Source organism: Methylobacterium sp. ARG-1 (assembly GCF_001262595.1).
GTDB classification, from domain to species: Bacteria; Pseudomonadota; Alphaproteobacteria; order Rhizobiales; family Beijerinckiaceae; genus Methylobacterium; species Methylobacterium brachiatum.
Map to the genome: position 1 here is coordinate 319,433 of NZ_LHCD01000003.1, position 15,014 is coordinate 334,446.

Below are 15,014 nucleotides of genomic sequence, written 5' to 3' on the forward strand. Positions count from 1 at the left end.
GTTATTAGGATGCCGATGGCTTTTATTGCGATCTGAAAAATTCTTGAAGTTCTGAACGGTTTGCTCGAAATGATCGTCGGCTTCTGCCGCAGTTTTTATGTGTGCACCAGTGAGGCCGTGTGCAAAAAGAAGGTCGAGAACCGGTAGCCGTGCATCGAGTGGATAAGGTATGAGGCTGTGCAATTTTGGGATCTGATCGAGTTTATAAACCCATCACAACAGTCAGCAACCTGATTGGTTGGCAGTCTTGCAATAATGTTTTCTGAATCGCTGGTTCTAGGCGGTTCCCATATATTCTCCATCCGGCCGTCATACCGGAAGCTCCGCTGAGCCGTCGATTTGGCATCTGCACAACGTGGCTGAGATAAGATGTTCGATCAACTGAAATAGAAATGCTTGCGCTACCTGATTAATCAGACTTGCACTGATCCCATTATCTACGCCAACTCACAAGTTTGTTTCCTATATTTCCCATGCATCGTATTGAAAAAATCGGGCGCCACAGGAGTTATAAAACAATCGCCGCAAGCGAGCGTAGCACGATTCCGCGCTGCCAAATTCGGGCCCCAGTCGTTTTAAACTAGCTCTGCGATTACGCTTTCACTGGCAGATTGAATATAGCGATGAATGACCGACCGAGCGCGCAAATCAGTCTCGCTACCGTCTTTTGTACTATTCCAAATATCCAGCACTACATCTTCAAAATGCTATATCTCATATCGCCAATCACTAAATACAATCCCGCAATCAACCCAAACTTTAAAAGGAAGTCTATTTCTTGTGCCTCCGGTTGTTCTATATACGGAAGTACATTTTATAATATGCTATTCCCAATGTCGCCCCAGGATCGGCGTATCACTCCATCCTGCATAGAGTAAGAGGTAGGATGCGTGAGGGATCGCGATCGACCATTAGCACATTCAAGCCATTCCTAGCTAGCAGATGAGCGACGTGATACATATAGATAGTCTTGCCAACGCCGACCTCATTGTCGAAAATACTGATGATTTTTGCCATTGTGCGGCCTAAACCGTAAATTGGCTGACCTGTTGAGGCTTTGAGTTATGGTTTTTGCCGACGCCCACAAGGTCATAAAGAGCAAGCGGTCGATTAGCTTCTACCACAAGGCACTCTAATAATCACCCCTAATAGAGTGAACATTTCTCCCGAAATGCTACATAATAGTATCATTTCGTTCCTTGCTTCTCTTTGTTTCAGCCGCGAAGCTCTTTGGCGCGTCCCTTTTGGCCTCCGGGGTACGTCTACTCTTGTGACTTTTACAAAAACGAAGACTTCGAAAAAATTTTTCACCGCGCCGAATCCCGTATCAAACTATCTCCTCACACCACCTCTCGAGCCACCCCACCCTTTCCGACCCCGCTCCCACCCAGCGCATCCGCCAACTGCCCGATCCGCTCGGCAGCGCGCCCAATCCCATCAGCAGCGCGGGCGGCATCCTCTGCGCGGTTGCGCTCGGCCGCTTCGGCGACCTTGCGCAGCGCCGCCGTCTCGGCCTCCAGGGCGGCGTGGCGGGCGCGCAGCTCGGCCAGCTCGTCGGCGATGGTCAGGGCGGCCATCACCTGCAGGCGCATGTCGCCGATCTCGCCGAAACTCTTGCGCATCTCGCCGATGCGCGTGCCAAGGCTCTCGGCCAGCCCGGTGAGATGCTCCTCCTCGCCGGCGCCGCAGGCCATGCGGTAGAGCTTTCCGTCGATGGTCACGTTGATCTGGGGCAAGGATCGCTCCGGTGCGCGGCGCGTCAAGGATACAGGTCAGGCGCGTCCGAGCACGCCCTGGACCGTCTGGATCGCGCGGTCGAGCCTCTGGCCGACCACGCCGGTGGTCGCCTCGACCGCGGCGAGCTGCGCGCTCGCCGCATCCAGGGCGGCGGCGAGCCGGGCCCGGTCCTCGTCCATCAGCGCCAGCTCGGCATCCCGGTCATCCGGCTCGGCCTCGGCCTCCAGACGGCGGGCGACGACGGCGTCGAGGCGCGTCAGCGCGGCCTCCAGCCGGGCGAAGGCGGCGTCGATGGGGCTCGGGTCTGGGGTGTCGTCGGCCATGGGGCTCCGCGTACCGCGCGCATCGCCCCGAAACGGGGGCGCCGGCTTCGGGAAAGACGATGCGTCAGGGAGGCAAGTTTCGGCCGGATGCCCCGAGAATGCCAGCCCGAATTGTCGGCCGCGTCCCGGCGCGGCGCCCGCCGCCCGCGGGGCGACCGGTTCGGCGCGCGACAGGTCTCGCGGTGCGGCCGTCCGCGATCGCGCGGTGATCGCGTGCGGCCTGAACCGTCACGTCTCAGCAATCGCCCGCGCCGAAGGCTGTTTATCGGATGTGGGATACGCCCATGTTTGTCACAGGCTCGCGTTTGACAGGTCGAGGCGCCATGTTAGACAGCCGCGCGCTCTCGGAAGAGACCGCAAGAGACATGCCGGATGGCCGGTCCGTGACAGTCCCGAGACCCCTGCCGCCACCGTCGGAGCCGACGCGTGAGGGAAGCGGAGCCCGGCCTCTCCCGGCCCGGTTCATCGCAGGTTCAAACCCGCCCGCCCAGATCCGCCCCGCCCGGTCGGCCTGGACCCGGGCTGCCGAGACCGCGCCGAGGATCGTCCCCGCCGGTCCGGCGCGCGGTGAGCCGCATCAGGAAGGAGTGACGCCGTGACGAAGGTTGCCATCAACGGGTTCGGACGCATCGGCCGCAACGTCCTGCGCGCGATCGCGGAAGCGGGCCGCACCGACATCGAGGTCGTGGCGATCAACGATCTCGGCCCGGTGGAGACCAACGCCCACCTGCTCCGCTTCGACTCCGTGCACGGCCGGTTCCCCGGCGAGGTCGCGGTGGACGGCGAGTTCCTGGTGGTCAACGGCAAGCGCATCAAGGTCACGGCCGTGCGCAACCCGGCCGAACTGCCGCACCGCGATCTCGGCGTCGACATCGCGCTGGAATGCACCGGCATCTTCACCTCGAAGGACAAGGCCAAGGCCCATCTCGACGCCGGCGCCAAGCGCGTCTTGGTCTCGGCCCCGGCCGACGGCGCCGACTTGACCGTGGTCTACGGCGTCAACCACGACAAGCTGACCGCCGAGCACCTCGTGGTCTCGAATGCCTCCTGCACCACCAACTGCCTGGCGCCGGTCGCCCAGGTGCTGGACGCGGCCGTGGGCATCGAGCGCGGCTTCATGACCACGATCCACTCCTACACGAACGACCAGCCGTCGCTGGACCAGATGCACAAGGATCTCTACCGGGGCCGCGCCGCCGCGCTCTCGATGATCCCGACCTCCACGGGTGCCGCCAAGGCCGTCGGCCTGGTCCTGCCGGAGCTGAAGGGCAAGCTCGATGGCACCGCGATCCGCGTGCCGACCCCGAACGTCTCGGCGGTGGACCTGGTGTTCACGGCCAAGCGGGCAACCTCGGTCCAGGAGATCAATGACGCGATTAAGGCCGCCGCCGCCGGCCCGCTCAAGGGCGTGCTCGGCGTGACCGACCGGCCGAACGTCTCGATCGACTTCAACCACGACCCGCATTCCTCGACCTTCCACCTCGACCAGACCAAGGTCATGGACGGCACCTTTGTGCGGATCCTGTCGTGGTACGACAACGAGTGGGGCTTCTCGAACCGCATGGCCGACACGGCCGTGGCGATGGCCAAGCTCATCTAACGCGCGCCGCCCGCCGACCCGGAGTGGGACGGCGGGCGTCTTTCGGACCGAACGGCCCAAACTCGAACCAGGGATCATCCCGGGATGACCGACGCTTCGCAGGGTACGTCGAGCGGACAGGGCGCCGTCGTGACGCCCGCGCCGAAACCCGTAGCCCCCTCGCCGGCCGCGACGCCGGTCGCCACGACGCCGTCGCAGGGGCTGCCGGCCAGCCATCTCCTCGACCAGCTCGCGCGCATCGAGGACAAGTGCTCGCGGATCGAGGACAAGTACGCCCGCTCCGAGGCGCTGCTGTCCCGGGTCGAGGACAAGGTCGAGAACGCCGCCAACCGGATGAACGAATCCGCCCGGCAATCCGACCTCGCCGCCCTGCGCACGGAGATGCGCGGATTGGCCGACCGCACCCGGCGCCTCCCCGGCACCGGGGCGCTGGTTCTGACCGCGGTGATCACCGCGATCCTGACCGTCGTGCTGATGGTCGCGGTGCAGCGCCTGAACCTCGACCGCCTGATCCCGGCGCCGGCCGCCACCACCGGCACCACCGTCCAGTAATCCCGACCCGCACAGGACCGCATGAGCGCCTTCCGCACCCTCGACGACGCCGGTTCCCTCACGGGCAAGCGCGTGCTGATGCGCGTCGATCTCAACGTGCCGATGGAGAACGGCCGCGTCACCGACGCGACCCGCATCGAACGCGTCGTCCCAACCATCCGGGAAATCGCCGACAAGGGCGCCAGGGTGATCCTGCTGGCCCATTTCGGCCGCCCCAAGGGCAAGCGCGAGCCGAAGGATTCGCTGGAGCCGGTGGTGCCGGCGCTGAGCCAGGCGCTCGGCCGGCCGGTCGCCTTCGCGGCCGACTGCGTCGGCGACGATGCGGCCCGGGCGGTGGCGGCCCTGAAGGACGGTGAAATCCTGCTTCTGGAAAACACCCGCTACCACGCTGGCGAGGAGAAGAACGACCCCGCCTTCGCCGACGCGCTCGCGGCTAACGGCGACGTCTACGTCAACGAGGCCTTCTCGGCCGCCCATCGCGCCCACGCCTCCACCGAGGGCCTGGCCCACCGCCTGCCGGCCTATGCGGGCCGCGAGATGCAGGCCGAGCTCGAAGCCCTGACCAAGGGCCTGGAGGCGCCGCAGCGCCCGGTGATCGCGCTGGTCGGCGGCGCCAAGGTGTCGTCGAAGATCGACCTGCTGGAGAACCTCGTCGCCAAGGTCGACATGCTGGTGATCGGCGGCGGCATGGCCAACACGTTCCTGCACGCGCAGGGCAAGGCGGTGGGCAAGTCCCTGTGCGAGAAGGACCTCGCCGAGACCGCCACCCGCATCCTGGCGGCGGCCGTGAAGGCCGGCTGCCGGATCATCCTGCCGGTGGACGCGGTGGCGGCCACGGAGTTCAAGGCCCAGGCCCCGCACGAGACCGTGCCGGTGGATTCGGTGCCCGAGGGCAGCATGATCCTCGATGCCGGGCCGCGCTCGGTTTCCGAGATCAACGCCGCCATCGACGGCGCCAAGACCCTGGTCTGGAACGGCCCGCTCGGCGCCTTCGAGCTCGCGCCCTTCGACGCCGCCACGGTGGCCGCTGCCAAGCATGCGGCCGCGCGCACCAAGGCCGGCCAGCTCGTCTCGGTTGCGGGAGGCGGCGACACTGTGGCTGCCCTGAACCACGCGGGCGTAGCCGCCGACTTCACCTACGTCTCGACCGCGGGCGGCGCCTTCCTCGAATGGCTCGAGGGCAAGGCCCTGCCGGGCGTCGAGGCGCTGCGGGCCAAAGGGTGAGAACCGCGCGGCGGCATCGGGTGCTGGCCCGACGACGCCGCGCACCTATCTAAAGCTTGGCCTCCGCCGGCTAGGGGCGTGTCGATGAGCGAGACTTTGGAAACCGTCACGATCGAGATCCTGAAGGAAATGCAGGCGAAGATCGTGCAATCGCGGACGGAGACCCTGGCTCGGCTCGACAGCCTCGAAGCCACCATACCGGCGGATCAGAGCAAGGCGATCGCCTTGCTCGCGACCATGCGCGCCTCGGCCAGCGAGTTCGATGTCTGTGTCAAGGACATCGACAACCTGATCGCCGGCCTGGAAAACGAGGCACACTAGATTTCCGTCGCCGTGGGCGATCGGGCGGACCACCAGACGGTAAGCGGGAAGACAGACGACGATGGCACGGATCACCCTCAGGCAGCTTCTCGACCACGCCGCCGAGCACGAATACGGCGTGCCGGCGTTCAACCTGAACAACATGGAACAGGGCTTGGCGATCATGGCGGCGGCCGATGCCACCGACTCGCCGGTGATCCTGCAGGCGAGCCGTGGTGCCCGCGCCTATGCCAACGACGTCGTGCTGGCCAAGCTGATCGACGGCCTGGTCGAGATTTACCCGCACATCCCGGTCTGCATGCATCTGGATCACGGGAACAACGAGGCGACCTGCGCCACCGCGATCCAGTACGGCTTCACCTCGGTGATGATGGACGGCTCGCTCAAGGCCGACGGCAAGACCCCGGCCGACTACAACTACAATGTCGAGATCACCCGCAACGTCACCAAGATGGCCCATTGGGCCGGCGTCTCGGTCGAGGGCGAGCTCGGCGTGCTCGGTTCGCTGGAGAGCGGTCAGGGCGAGGCCGAGGACGGCCACGGCGCCGAGGGCACGCTCAGCCACGATCAGCTGCTCACCGACCCGGACGAGGCGGTGAAGTTCGTGGAGGCCACCAAGGTCGACGCCCTCGCGGTCGCCATGGGCACCAGCCACGGCGCCTACAAGTTCACCCGGAAGCCGGACGGCGACGTGCTGGCGATGAACGTGATCGAAGAGATCCACCGCCGCCTGCCGACCACCCACCTGGTGATGCACGGCTCCTCGTCGGTGCCGCAGGAGCTGCAGGACATCATCAACCAGTATGGCGGCCAGATGAAGCCGACCTGGGGCGTGCCGGTCGAGGAGATCCAGCGCGGCATCAAGCACGGCGTGCGCAAAATCAACATCGATACCGACAACCGGATGGCGATGACCGGTCAAATCCGGAAGGTGCTCACCGAGAATCCGTCCGAGTTCGACCCGCGCAAGTACCTGAAGCCCGCCATGGAGGCGATGACCAAGCTGTGCAAGCAACGCTTCGAGGAGTTCGGCACCGCCGGCAAGGGCTCGAAGATCCGGCCGATCTCCGTCTCCGAGATGGCCAAGCGCTACGCCAGCGGCGCGCTGGATCCGAAGATCGGCGCGCAGTAACGCGCCGGCCGGCCGGTTCGATGAGCAGCCAACAGCGCCTCGCCCTGCTCGGGCCCCACAACCTGGATGCCGACGGCATCGACGCCTTCGCGGCCGCGCTCGACGCGGCCTGCAAGGTGGGCGATGTCGCGGCCGTGATCCTGCGGCTGGCCGCCACCGACGAGCGCGGGCTCACCGCCCGGGTGAAGCAGATCGCGCCGATCACCCAGGGCTGCGGCGCCGCGCTGGTGGTGGCCTGCCCGGGCTTCACCGGCGACCTCGTCTCGGTGGCGACGCGGGGCGGCGCCGACGGGGTGCATGTCGACAAGCCGCGCGACCTGAAGGACCTGCGTGACCGTCTCCGGGACGGCCGCATCCTCGGCGCGGGCGGCCTCGAGACCAAGCACGGCGCCATGGAGGCGGGCGAGGTCGGCATCGATTACCTGATGTTCGGCGGCCTCTATCCGGACGGTGTCGCCCCCGAGGCTGAGACCGTCCTGGCCCGGGCCGAATGGTGGGCCGAGATCTTCGAGACGCCCTGTGTCGCGGTCGCCGCGGCACCAGACGAGATCGGACCGCTCGCAGCCACCGGTGCCGAGTTCGTCGGCCTGGAAAGCGGCCTATGGCTGAACGAGCCCGACGCCGTGGCCCGGGCGCAGGCCGTGCTCGCGGGACAGGCCGCGTGAGTCTTCGCGTCCTGCGTTTCGCGGTGCTCCTGGTTGCGGTGCTGCCTGTGCCGGCGCTCGCCGCCCCGGGCCCACTCGATCCGGCCAAGACCGCCGCTCCGTCCGACAAGAAGACGACGCCGGAGCTTCCGAGCCCCTACACGCCGAACTATTCCCGGGGGGCCGTTCCCCCCAGTAACGGCCAGCCGGCCGACCTCGCCTACGGCGCCTATCAGCGCGGCCAGTACGTCACCGCCTTTCGTGAGGCGACCAAGCGCATCGAGGCGAACCCGAAGGATGCGGCGGCGATGACGCTGCTGGGCGAACTCTACAACCAGGGTCTCGGCATCAAGCAGAACCCCGTGAAGGCGGCCGAATGGTATCGCCTCGCCGCCGCCCAGAACGACGCCGCCGCGATGTCCTCGCTCGGCCTGATGGCGCTTGACGGGCGCGGCATGCCCAAGGACCCGAAGGCCGGCCGGCGCTGGCTGGAGCAGGCCACCGCCAACGGCTCGGCCACGGCGGCCTACAATCTCGGCCTGATCCTGATCGGCACCGGCGCCACCGCCGACGAGGCGGCGGCCGCCGCGCAGTTCCGCAAGGCCGCGGAGGCCGAGATCGGCCCGGCCCAGCACGATCTGGGCGTGCTCTATCTCCAGGGCCGCGGCGTCCCCAAGGATGCCAGCCAGGCGGCCCAGTGGTTCCGGCGCGGCGCCGATAACGGCGATCTCGCCAGCGAGGTCGAGTACGCGATCCTGCTGTTCAACGGCAACGGCGTGACTAAGGACGAGCGCTCGGCCGCCCGGTACTTCCTACATGCGGCGTCCCGCGGCAACGCTATCGCGCAGAACCGCGTCGCCCGGCTCTACGCGGTCGGCCGCGGCGTCGCCAAGAACCCGATCGAGGCCGCGGCCTGGAACCTCGCCGCCGCCGCGCAGGGCCTGTCCGATGCCTGGCTGGACCAGACCCTGTCCGGGCTCAGCGGCGAGGAGCGTACCCGCGCCGAGCGGCTGGCCAACGAGCGCATCGAGCAGCGCTGACGGCAGGCCTGGCGCGGAAAACTCGGGGTTAACGCGCTCGGTTTCCCCAATCAGAGGCCTCATCCTGAGGTGCGCGGCGATCAAAGATCGCTGGGCCTCGAAGAAGGCCTCCGGTTGCGTCGGCGATCTCTGGAGGGCACCTGCGAGGCCTCCGCTACGCTTCGGCACCTCAGGATGAGATGTTCTGTCGAGAAATGCGTTCGCCGGGCGAACAGACCTGCAGCCTACCCCTCCGCCTTCGACCAATCGACGCCGGCTTCGAGCTCTGGAAGCAGGACCACGCTCTCCTGCTCGTTCGGGTCGGTCCGGGCAATCACCGCGGTCACCCGCTCGGTCTGGCTGCGGTTGTAGGGCAGATGCGGCACGTCGGCGGCGATGTAGACGAACTCGCCGGCGCCAGCGATCACGTGATGCTCCAAGCGCTCGCCCCAGAAGCAGCCCGAGATGCCGGACAGGACGTGGATCGCAGTCTCGTGCGATTCGTGCTTGTGGGCGTGGGCGCGCTCGCCGGGCGGGATCTCCAGGAGCTGGAGATGCAGGGCCTTGGCGCCGACCGCCTCCGCCGAGATGGCCGGGCGGTAGATATGGCCCTGCTTGCCCCGGAACGGCGCGCTCTCGCGCAGCACCATCAGGCCCGGCCTCCGGGTCTCGGGTTCGTCGCTCATCATTCCCCCACCTTAAATGCGGCATCCACGGGGATCTGCATGCCGTTGACGAGGGCGTTGGTCTGGTTCGCCATGCCGACCACCGCCAGGAACTCGCCGTGCTGCTCCGGGGTCAGGCCCTTCGCGCCCGCCGCGGCGGTGTGCGAGTGGATGCAGTAGGGGCAGCCATTGGCGATCGAGACCGCGATATAGACCAGTTCCTAGGTCAGCGGATCGAGGCTGCCCGGTCCCATCACGGTCTTGAGGCTGGCCCAGGTCCGCTCCAGCAGGCTCGGATCGTTGGCGAGGCCGCGCCAGAAGTTGTTGACGAAATCCGAGCCGCGGGTCGTCCGGATGTCGGCGAACACCGCCCGCACGCGCGGATCGGCCTCCGCCTCGGCGTCGCTCCACAGCTTCACGGTGGCCATCGGTCCCCTCCCCGCCTCAGAGCTTGCACGCGCCCTCGAGCGCCCGGTTCTCGGCCTCGGTGAACAGCCGCGAGCGGATATGGAAGCGCTTTTCCCGGCCGTTTTCCAGCGAGAACATGCCGCCGCGTCCCGGGACCACGTCTAGCAGGATATGAGTGTGCTTCCAGACCGCGAATTGCGAGCGCGAGATGTAGAAGTCCGCGCCGCCGACGGTGCCGAGATGGACGTCGCCGTCGCTGATGATGAAGTCGCCGACCGGGTAGCACATCGGCGAGGACCCATCGCAACAGCCGCCGGATTGGTGAAACATGACCGGTCCGTACTCGGAGCGGAGCTCGTCGATCAGCGCCAGAGCAGCCGGCGTGGCGGTCACCCGCAGCGGCGTCCCGTCTGCGCCGGTTTGCTCCGCGGTGGTGGCGTCGTTCGTCGAAACGGCGGTCATGCGTCACTCCGATCCTGATTGATGGATATGCGTGCTGGAATGCTAATTTCTACGGCCAATTTCTTTGGGGAAGCCGGTTTGCCTCCGGCTCTCCCACCCGCCCCCTCATCTTGAGGTGCGAGCGCCGCGAGCCTCGAAGGAGCTTTCCGGGAGGCTTTGTGATCCCTGAAGAGCTCCTTCGAGGCCTCCGCTCCGCCGCGCGCCTCAGGATGAGGGAAGAGGTTTGTAAAGTCCGCGCGTTCAAGACGGCGTCGCGAAGCCCATCGGCCCAAACCAAACAAACAAAAAACCCCGGCCGTGGGGCCGGGGTGAAGTCAGCTCGGGGGATGACCCGGACCGGAACTCAGAAGAAGCCGAGTTTCTTGGCCGAGTAGCTGACCAGCATGTTTTTGGTCTGCTGGTAGTGATCGAGCATCATCTTGTGGGTTTCGCGGCCGATGCCGGACTGCTTGTAGCCGCCGAAGGCCGCGTGGGCCGGGTAGGCGTGGTAGCAGTTCGTCCAGACGCGGCCGGCCTGGATCGCCCGACCGAAGCGGTAGGCGCGGGTGCCGTCGCGGGTCCAGATGCCGGCGCCGAGGCCGTAGAGGGTGTCGTTGGCGATCGACAGCGCGTCGGCATCGTCCTTAAAGGTCGTGACCGACAGGACCGGCCCGAAGATCTCCTCCTGGAAGATCCGCATCTTGTTGTGGCCTCGGAACACCGTCGGCTTCACGTAGAAGCCCTCAGCGAGCTCGCCGTCCTTGACGTTGCGCTCGCCGCCGGTGAGCAACTGCGCCCCTTCCTGGCGGCCGATATCGATGTAGCTGAGGATCTTCTCCATCTGCTCGCCCGAGGCCTGGGCGCCGATCATCGTCGCGGGGTCGAGCGGCGAGCCCTGGGTGATCGCCTCGACCCGCTTGATCGCCCGCTCCATGAAGCGGTCGTAGATCGACTCGTGCACGAGCGCGCGGCTCGGGCAGGTACAGACCTCGCCCTGGTTGAGGGCGAACATGGTGAAGCCTTCGAGGGCCTTGTCGAAGAAGTCGTCGTCCTCGTTGGCCACGTCGGCGAAGAAGATATTCGGCGACTTGCCGCCCAGCTCCAGGGTCACCGGGATCAAGTTCTGCGAGGCGTATTGCATGATCAGGCGGCCGGTGGTCGTCTCACCGGTGAACGCGATCTTGGCGATGCGCGGCGAGGAGGCGAGCGGCTTGCCGGCCTCGAGACCGAAGCCGTTGACGATGTTGATCACGCCCGGGGGCAGCAGGTCGGCCAGCAGCTCCATCACCACGAGGATCGAGGCGGGGGTCTGCTCGGCGGGCTTGAGCACGACGCAATTGCCGGCCGCGATCGCCGGGGCGAGCTTCCAGACAGCCATCAGGATCGGGAAGTTCCACGGGATGATCTGGCCGACGACGCCGAGCGGCTCGTGGAAGTGATAGGCCACCGTGTCGTGGTCGATCTCGGAGATCGAGCCTTCCTGCGCGCGGACGCAGCCGGCGAAGTAGCGGAAATGGTCGATCGCCAGGGGGATGTCGGCGTTGGTCGTCTCGCGGATTGGCTTGCCGTTGTCCCAGGTCTCGGCGAGTGCGATCAGATCGAGGTTCTCCTCCATCCGGTCGGCCATCTTGTTGAGGATGCGGGCGCGCTCGGCCGGCGCAGTGCGGCCCCAGGCTTCCTTGGCCGCGTGGGCGGCGTCCAGCGCCTTGTCCACGTCGGAGGCATCGGAGCGGGCCACCTCGCAGATGACCTTGCCGGTAATCGGCGAGGTGTTCTCGAAATAGCGACCGGCGGTCGGGGCGACCCATTGGCCACCGATGAAATTGTCGTAGCGGGCCGAGAAGGGTGACTTCGTCCGGGCGTCGCCGAGGAATTCCGGCTTGTTCATGGCTCTGTTCCCTCCATAAGCCCCGGCCTCGCGAACCGCGGCTCTTGGGCTGAAGCTGGTACGCGGACCGCCGCTTATCTCAGGTCGGTCCGGTTCGGCTCGGATGGCAGCCAATGGCTTTTGGCCTGCCGAATCAAGGTGGACTTTTGGCCAGTGCGCGAGTGGGGCGAGTCTACGCCCTCCTGTCCAGGATCGCGAGGGGACAATTTTGGACCGGTTCTGAAGTGCCCGCCAGCGACGCGAAGACCGGCCCGTCGCGGCGCCCAGCCGACGATTGCTCGGCCAACACTGTCGTATTCGCGCAAAGACGGTATGCTGACCTTAAGCGTTAGCTAGGCCGACGCCTGAGACGGTTCTCAGGGGCCCAGGGCGAACGGCAGGGCGAGCATCGCCAGCGGCAACGCCGCGACCGCGGCGGCTCGCAGCCAGGCCGGCCGATAGGACATCACCGCCACGACCAGCAGCGCCCCCCCGGTAAGGCCGCCGATCCATTGGACCGGCCCGAAATTCCAGCCGCTGCAGGCGACCGCTGCGGCGAAGGCCACGGCGAGCCCGGACCATCCGGCTGCCCGCAGGCTCCGGATACGTGCCCGCGGTGCGGGGACTCGGAATGCGGCGCGATGGTGCCGGTCGAGGCTGAGTGCCAGGGCGGCGAAGCTCGAGAAGCTGAGGCAGACGCTCAGGGCGAGCGCGGAAGCGGTCACGCTTCCACCGCCCTGGACAGGGTCGGCCGGGCGACCGGCGACCGCTCCGGCCGCTTGGCCGCGAGCCGCGCGCCGGCGGTGAGCAGGAGCGCGACCACCAGCATCGCCGCGTCGAATCCGAGGAACCGAGCCTGGCCCACCGTGAGCGCGTCGGCGACCGGGATGGCCAGGAAGGCGAGCGCAGCGATCCCTAGGGCAAACGGCCAGGCCTTGGCCTTTGGGTATAGGGACGCCACCAGGGCGGCGAGGATCCAGGCGGCGAAGAAGGTGCGCACCTCCCAGCCGGCGCGCTCGGCGAGGTCGACGGGCAGCAGGCGATTGGCCAGGAAATAGGCGGCCAGACCCGTGGGCAGGCCGGCGATGGTGCCGAGATTGAGGACTCGCACCAAGCGCAGGCCGAAGCCCGCCGGGTTCGCGCCCTTCGGCGCCCGGGCGACGGTCCAGAGCACGAGGCCGGACGCGATGGTCGCCGCGCCCATGAGGCCGCAGAGGAAGAACAGCGCCCGCAGCGGTGCAGCGGCGAAATGCGCCTCGTGCAGGCCGACCATCACGGCGCCGGTGCGGGTCACCGCGCCGACCTCGCCGGTGCGGGACAGTTCGGCGCCGGTATCGCCGGCATAGACGATCTGCGGATGGAGATGGGCGAGGCCGGGCGGCTCTTCGAAATACGCGGTGACGCTCGCGGCCGCATCGCCCGGCATCGTGACCATCACGACTTCGGGCGCCTCGCCGTGGGCCGCAATCGCCCGGGCGACGATGTCACCGAGTGGCATCAGGCTGCCGGGCTGGCCCGCGGGCTTGCGTGTCGCCGCCATGATTCCGGATTCGGCGTAATAGGCCAGGATATCGTGCTGGTAGGCTGCCTTCACGCCCCAGGGCATCAGCATCGGCCCCAGCTCGATCAGGCCGGTATAGACGATCATCAGGTGGAACGGCAGCGCCAACACGCCGACGACGTTGTGGGCGTCGAGCCAGCCGCGCTGGGCCGACTTGTCCCGCCGGAAGGTGAAGAAGTCCGCGAAGATGCGCCGGTGGGTGATGATCCCGGTGATCAACGAGATCAGCAGGATCATCGCGCAGGTCCCCACGATCCAGCGTCCCCAGATCGGCGGCAGGCTCAGCTCGAAATGGAAGCGGTAGAGGAAATCGCCGCCCCGGGTGTCGCGCGCCTGAGATGCCTCGCCGGTGGCGGGGTCGAGCAGCGCGTGGTGATACGGTCCGGCCGGATGGTTCCACCAATAGACTTCGGTTAACGGGTTTTCGGCGGTCGGAAGCTTGACGGACCATGCCAGCGCATCGGGCATCTGCCGCTTCAGATAGGCCGCGGCGCGTGTCGCCGCCGTCGCCGGATCGGCCGTCGCCTCGGTCAGTTCCGGCCGCATCCAGTGCGAGATCTCAGCGCGGTAGTAGCTCGCTGTGCCGGTGACGAAGATCGCGAACAGCACCCAGCCGACCACGAGGCCGGACCAGGTGTGCAGCCATGCCATCGACTGGCGGAGGCTCTTCCTGGGCCGGCTCATGAGGCCACCGTTGCCGAGAACGCCCCGGCGAGCCACAGGCCCCCGGCCAGCAAGGCCGCGATGCCTCCGAGGACCAAAGCCGCCCGCGCCAGATTCCGCGCAGCGAAGACCCAGACGACCGCACCGGCCATGATCGCGAAGCTCGCCAGCGTACCCGCCGAGACCGCCTCGGAGCGTGCCATCGGCAAGATCAAAGCCAGGAGAGCAGCCGACAGGGCCGCGACGCCGTAGCCGCCGACAGCGGCCAGCACCACGCGCCCGGCCACCGCCAGACGGTAGGTCAGCCCCGGCATCGAGCGGACGCTCATCGCACGGTCTCCCGATTTCGTGATCCCATGTCGCGGCCTAGCAGCGGCCGACCGGGACTCGCAACGGCTATGTTTGGGAACGATTCCAGTGTGGCGAGAGCCGCTTAGGCGGCTGGCCGATAGCCGCGACCTCCGGCTACGGGTTCATCCATCGGCGCGCTGAATTTCCGTTTGCAACGGCGAATCGGTTCGCGCCCATCCGCCCTTCACCCGACCTCAGCGTATTCCGCCGACGCCGCTTCGGCTCGATCGCTGCAGCGCGGCCGCCGCGTCCCGCGCGCTCGGCGGCAAGTCCGGGTCATTCTCCGTGCGGCCGAATTCGGCGCCCGGTCCGGTCGCAGGGGCGGCGAAGCTGCGGTCGCGCCCCTTGCCCCAGGCGTAGCCGGCATTCACCCCGGTATAGAAGCCGCTGAAATCCTCAGCCCGCGCGGCCGCGTTGCTCAGGACGAGAAGGATCGCGGGCATCAAAACAGTACGCATGGCGATCCCGAAACGCAGAAGGCGGCGCCCCCGGGTCGGGGACGCCGC

At 66.8% G+C, this 15,014-nt stretch carries 16 protein-coding genes and 1 pseudogene; 7 read left to right on the forward strand and 10 right to left on the reverse strand.

Going from position 1 to position 15,014, the window contains the following annotated elements; genetic code table 11:
* Positions 1-1,340 precede the first annotated feature (1,340 nt).
* Together zapA and AKJ13_RS05165 are read right to left on the reverse strand one after the other, a co-directional pair.
* A complete protein-coding gene (gene zapA, locus AKJ13_RS05160; protein WP_050732384.1) occupies positions 1,341-1,736 on the reverse strand; it encodes a cell division protein ZapA in 396 nt (131 codons plus the stop codon).
* A 36-nt stretch (positions 1,737-1,772) separates the two neighbouring features.
* A complete protein-coding gene (locus AKJ13_RS05165; protein ID WP_007568088.1) occupies positions 1,773-2,060 on the reverse strand; it encodes a DUF4164 family protein in 288 nt (95 codons plus the stop codon).
* 595 nt (positions 2,061-2,655) lie between these two features.
* On the opposite strand from AKJ13_RS05165, the gene gap reads away from it, so the two are divergent.
* The 7 genes from gap to AKJ13_RS05200 all read left to right on the forward strand — a co-directional run bounded on the left by gap (position 2,656) and on the right by AKJ13_RS05200 (position 8,573).
* The gene (gap, locus tag AKJ13_RS05170) at positions 2,656-3,660 is read left to right on the forward strand and encodes a type I glyceraldehyde-3-phosphate dehydrogenase (protein WP_007568089.1); all 1,005 of its coding nucleotides are present in this window, start codon (positions 2,656-2,658) and stop codon (positions 3,658-3,660) included.
* An 84-nt stretch (positions 3,661-3,744) separates the two neighbouring features.
* Positions 3,745-4,212 carry a hypothetical protein gene (locus AKJ13_RS05175; protein WP_050732385.1) on the forward strand — a complete coding sequence of 156 codons (468 nt, stop codon included), beginning with the start codon at positions 3,745-3,747 and terminating at the stop codon, positions 4,210-4,212.
* A gap of 21 nt (positions 4,213-4,233) precedes the next feature.
* Positions 4,234-5,436: a phosphoglycerate kinase gene (locus tag AKJ13_RS05180; protein WP_050732386.1), complete on the forward strand. Its 1,203-nt coding sequence runs from the start codon at positions 4,234-4,236 to the stop codon at positions 5,434-5,436.
* A gap of 78 nt (positions 5,437-5,514) precedes the next feature.
* Positions 5,515-5,757 (forward strand): hypothetical protein, encoded by a 243-nt coding sequence (locus AKJ13_RS05185; RefSeq protein ID WP_144426186.1) that lies wholly within the window; start codon positions 5,515-5,517, stop codon positions 5,755-5,757.
* Between the two features lie 61 nt (positions 5,758-5,818).
* Entirely contained in the window at positions 5,819-6,889 is a 1,071-nt protein-coding gene (gene fba / locus AKJ13_RS05190) for a class II fructose-bisphosphate aldolase (RefSeq protein WP_007568093.1), read from the forward strand.
* 20 nt (positions 6,890-6,909) lie between these two features.
* Positions 6,910-7,554, forward strand: a complete 645-nt coding sequence (locus AKJ13_RS05195; RefSeq protein ID WP_050732388.1) for a thiamine phosphate synthase — start codon at positions 6,910-6,912, stop codon at positions 7,552-7,554.
* Positions 7,551-8,573 carry a tetratricopeptide repeat protein gene (locus AKJ13_RS05200; RefSeq protein WP_200905589.1) on the forward strand — a complete coding sequence of 341 codons (1,023 nt, stop codon included), beginning with the start codon at positions 7,551-7,553 and terminating at the stop codon, positions 8,571-8,573. Before AKJ13_RS05195 ends, AKJ13_RS05200 begins: the two co-directional genes overlap by 4 nt.
* A gap of 224 nt (positions 8,574-8,797) precedes the next feature.
* On the opposite strand, the gene AKJ13_RS05205 is transcribed toward AKJ13_RS05200, so the two are convergent.
* From AKJ13_RS05205 to AKJ13_RS05240, 8 genes and pseudogenes are all read right to left on the reverse strand, one after another.
* The gene (locus tag AKJ13_RS05205; protein WP_050732507.1) at positions 8,798-9,238 is read right to left on the reverse strand and encodes a cupin domain-containing protein; all 441 of its coding nucleotides are present in this window, start codon (positions 9,236-9,238) and stop codon (positions 8,798-8,800) included.
* Positions 9,238-9,645, reverse strand: a pseudogene (locus tag AKJ13_RS05210) (carboxymuconolactone decarboxylase family protein). The gene AKJ13_RS05205 and the pseudogene AKJ13_RS05210 overlap by 1 nt, the downstream one beginning before the upstream one ends.
* 16 nt (positions 9,646-9,661) lie before the next feature.
* Entirely contained in the window at positions 9,662-10,087 is a 426-nt protein-coding gene (locus AKJ13_RS05215; protein WP_050732389.1) for a DUF779 domain-containing protein, read from the reverse strand.
* A 343-nt stretch (positions 10,088-10,430) separates the two neighbouring features.
* On the reverse strand, positions 10,431-11,954 hold the full coding sequence (gene adh, locus AKJ13_RS05220; protein WP_050732390.1) for an aldehyde dehydrogenase: 1,524 nt from the start codon (positions 11,952-11,954) through the stop codon (positions 10,431-10,433).
* A gap of 356 nt (positions 11,955-12,310) precedes the next feature.
* Complete coding sequence (locus AKJ13_RS05225; protein WP_050732391.1) at positions 12,311-12,658, reverse strand: DUF3325 domain-containing protein; 348 nt, start codon at positions 12,656-12,658, stop codon at positions 12,311-12,313.
* Positions 12,655-14,178 (reverse strand): PepSY-associated TM helix domain-containing protein, encoded by a 1,524-nt coding sequence (locus AKJ13_RS05230; protein WP_082316867.1) that lies wholly within the window; start codon positions 14,176-14,178, stop codon positions 12,655-12,657. Before AKJ13_RS05230 ends, AKJ13_RS05225 begins: the two co-directional genes overlap by 4 nt.
* Positions 14,175-14,486 carry a hypothetical protein gene (locus tag AKJ13_RS05235; protein WP_050732393.1) on the reverse strand — a complete coding sequence of 104 codons (312 nt, stop codon included), beginning with the start codon at positions 14,484-14,486 and terminating at the stop codon, positions 14,175-14,177. Before AKJ13_RS05235 ends, AKJ13_RS05230 begins: the two co-directional genes overlap by 4 nt.
* Before the next feature lie 216 nt (positions 14,487-14,702).
* The gene (locus AKJ13_RS05240; protein WP_244471516.1) at positions 14,703-14,951 is read right to left on the reverse strand and encodes a hypothetical protein; all 249 of its coding nucleotides are present in this window, start codon (positions 14,949-14,951) and stop codon (positions 14,703-14,705) included.
* Positions 14,952-15,014 lie beyond the last annotated feature (63 nt).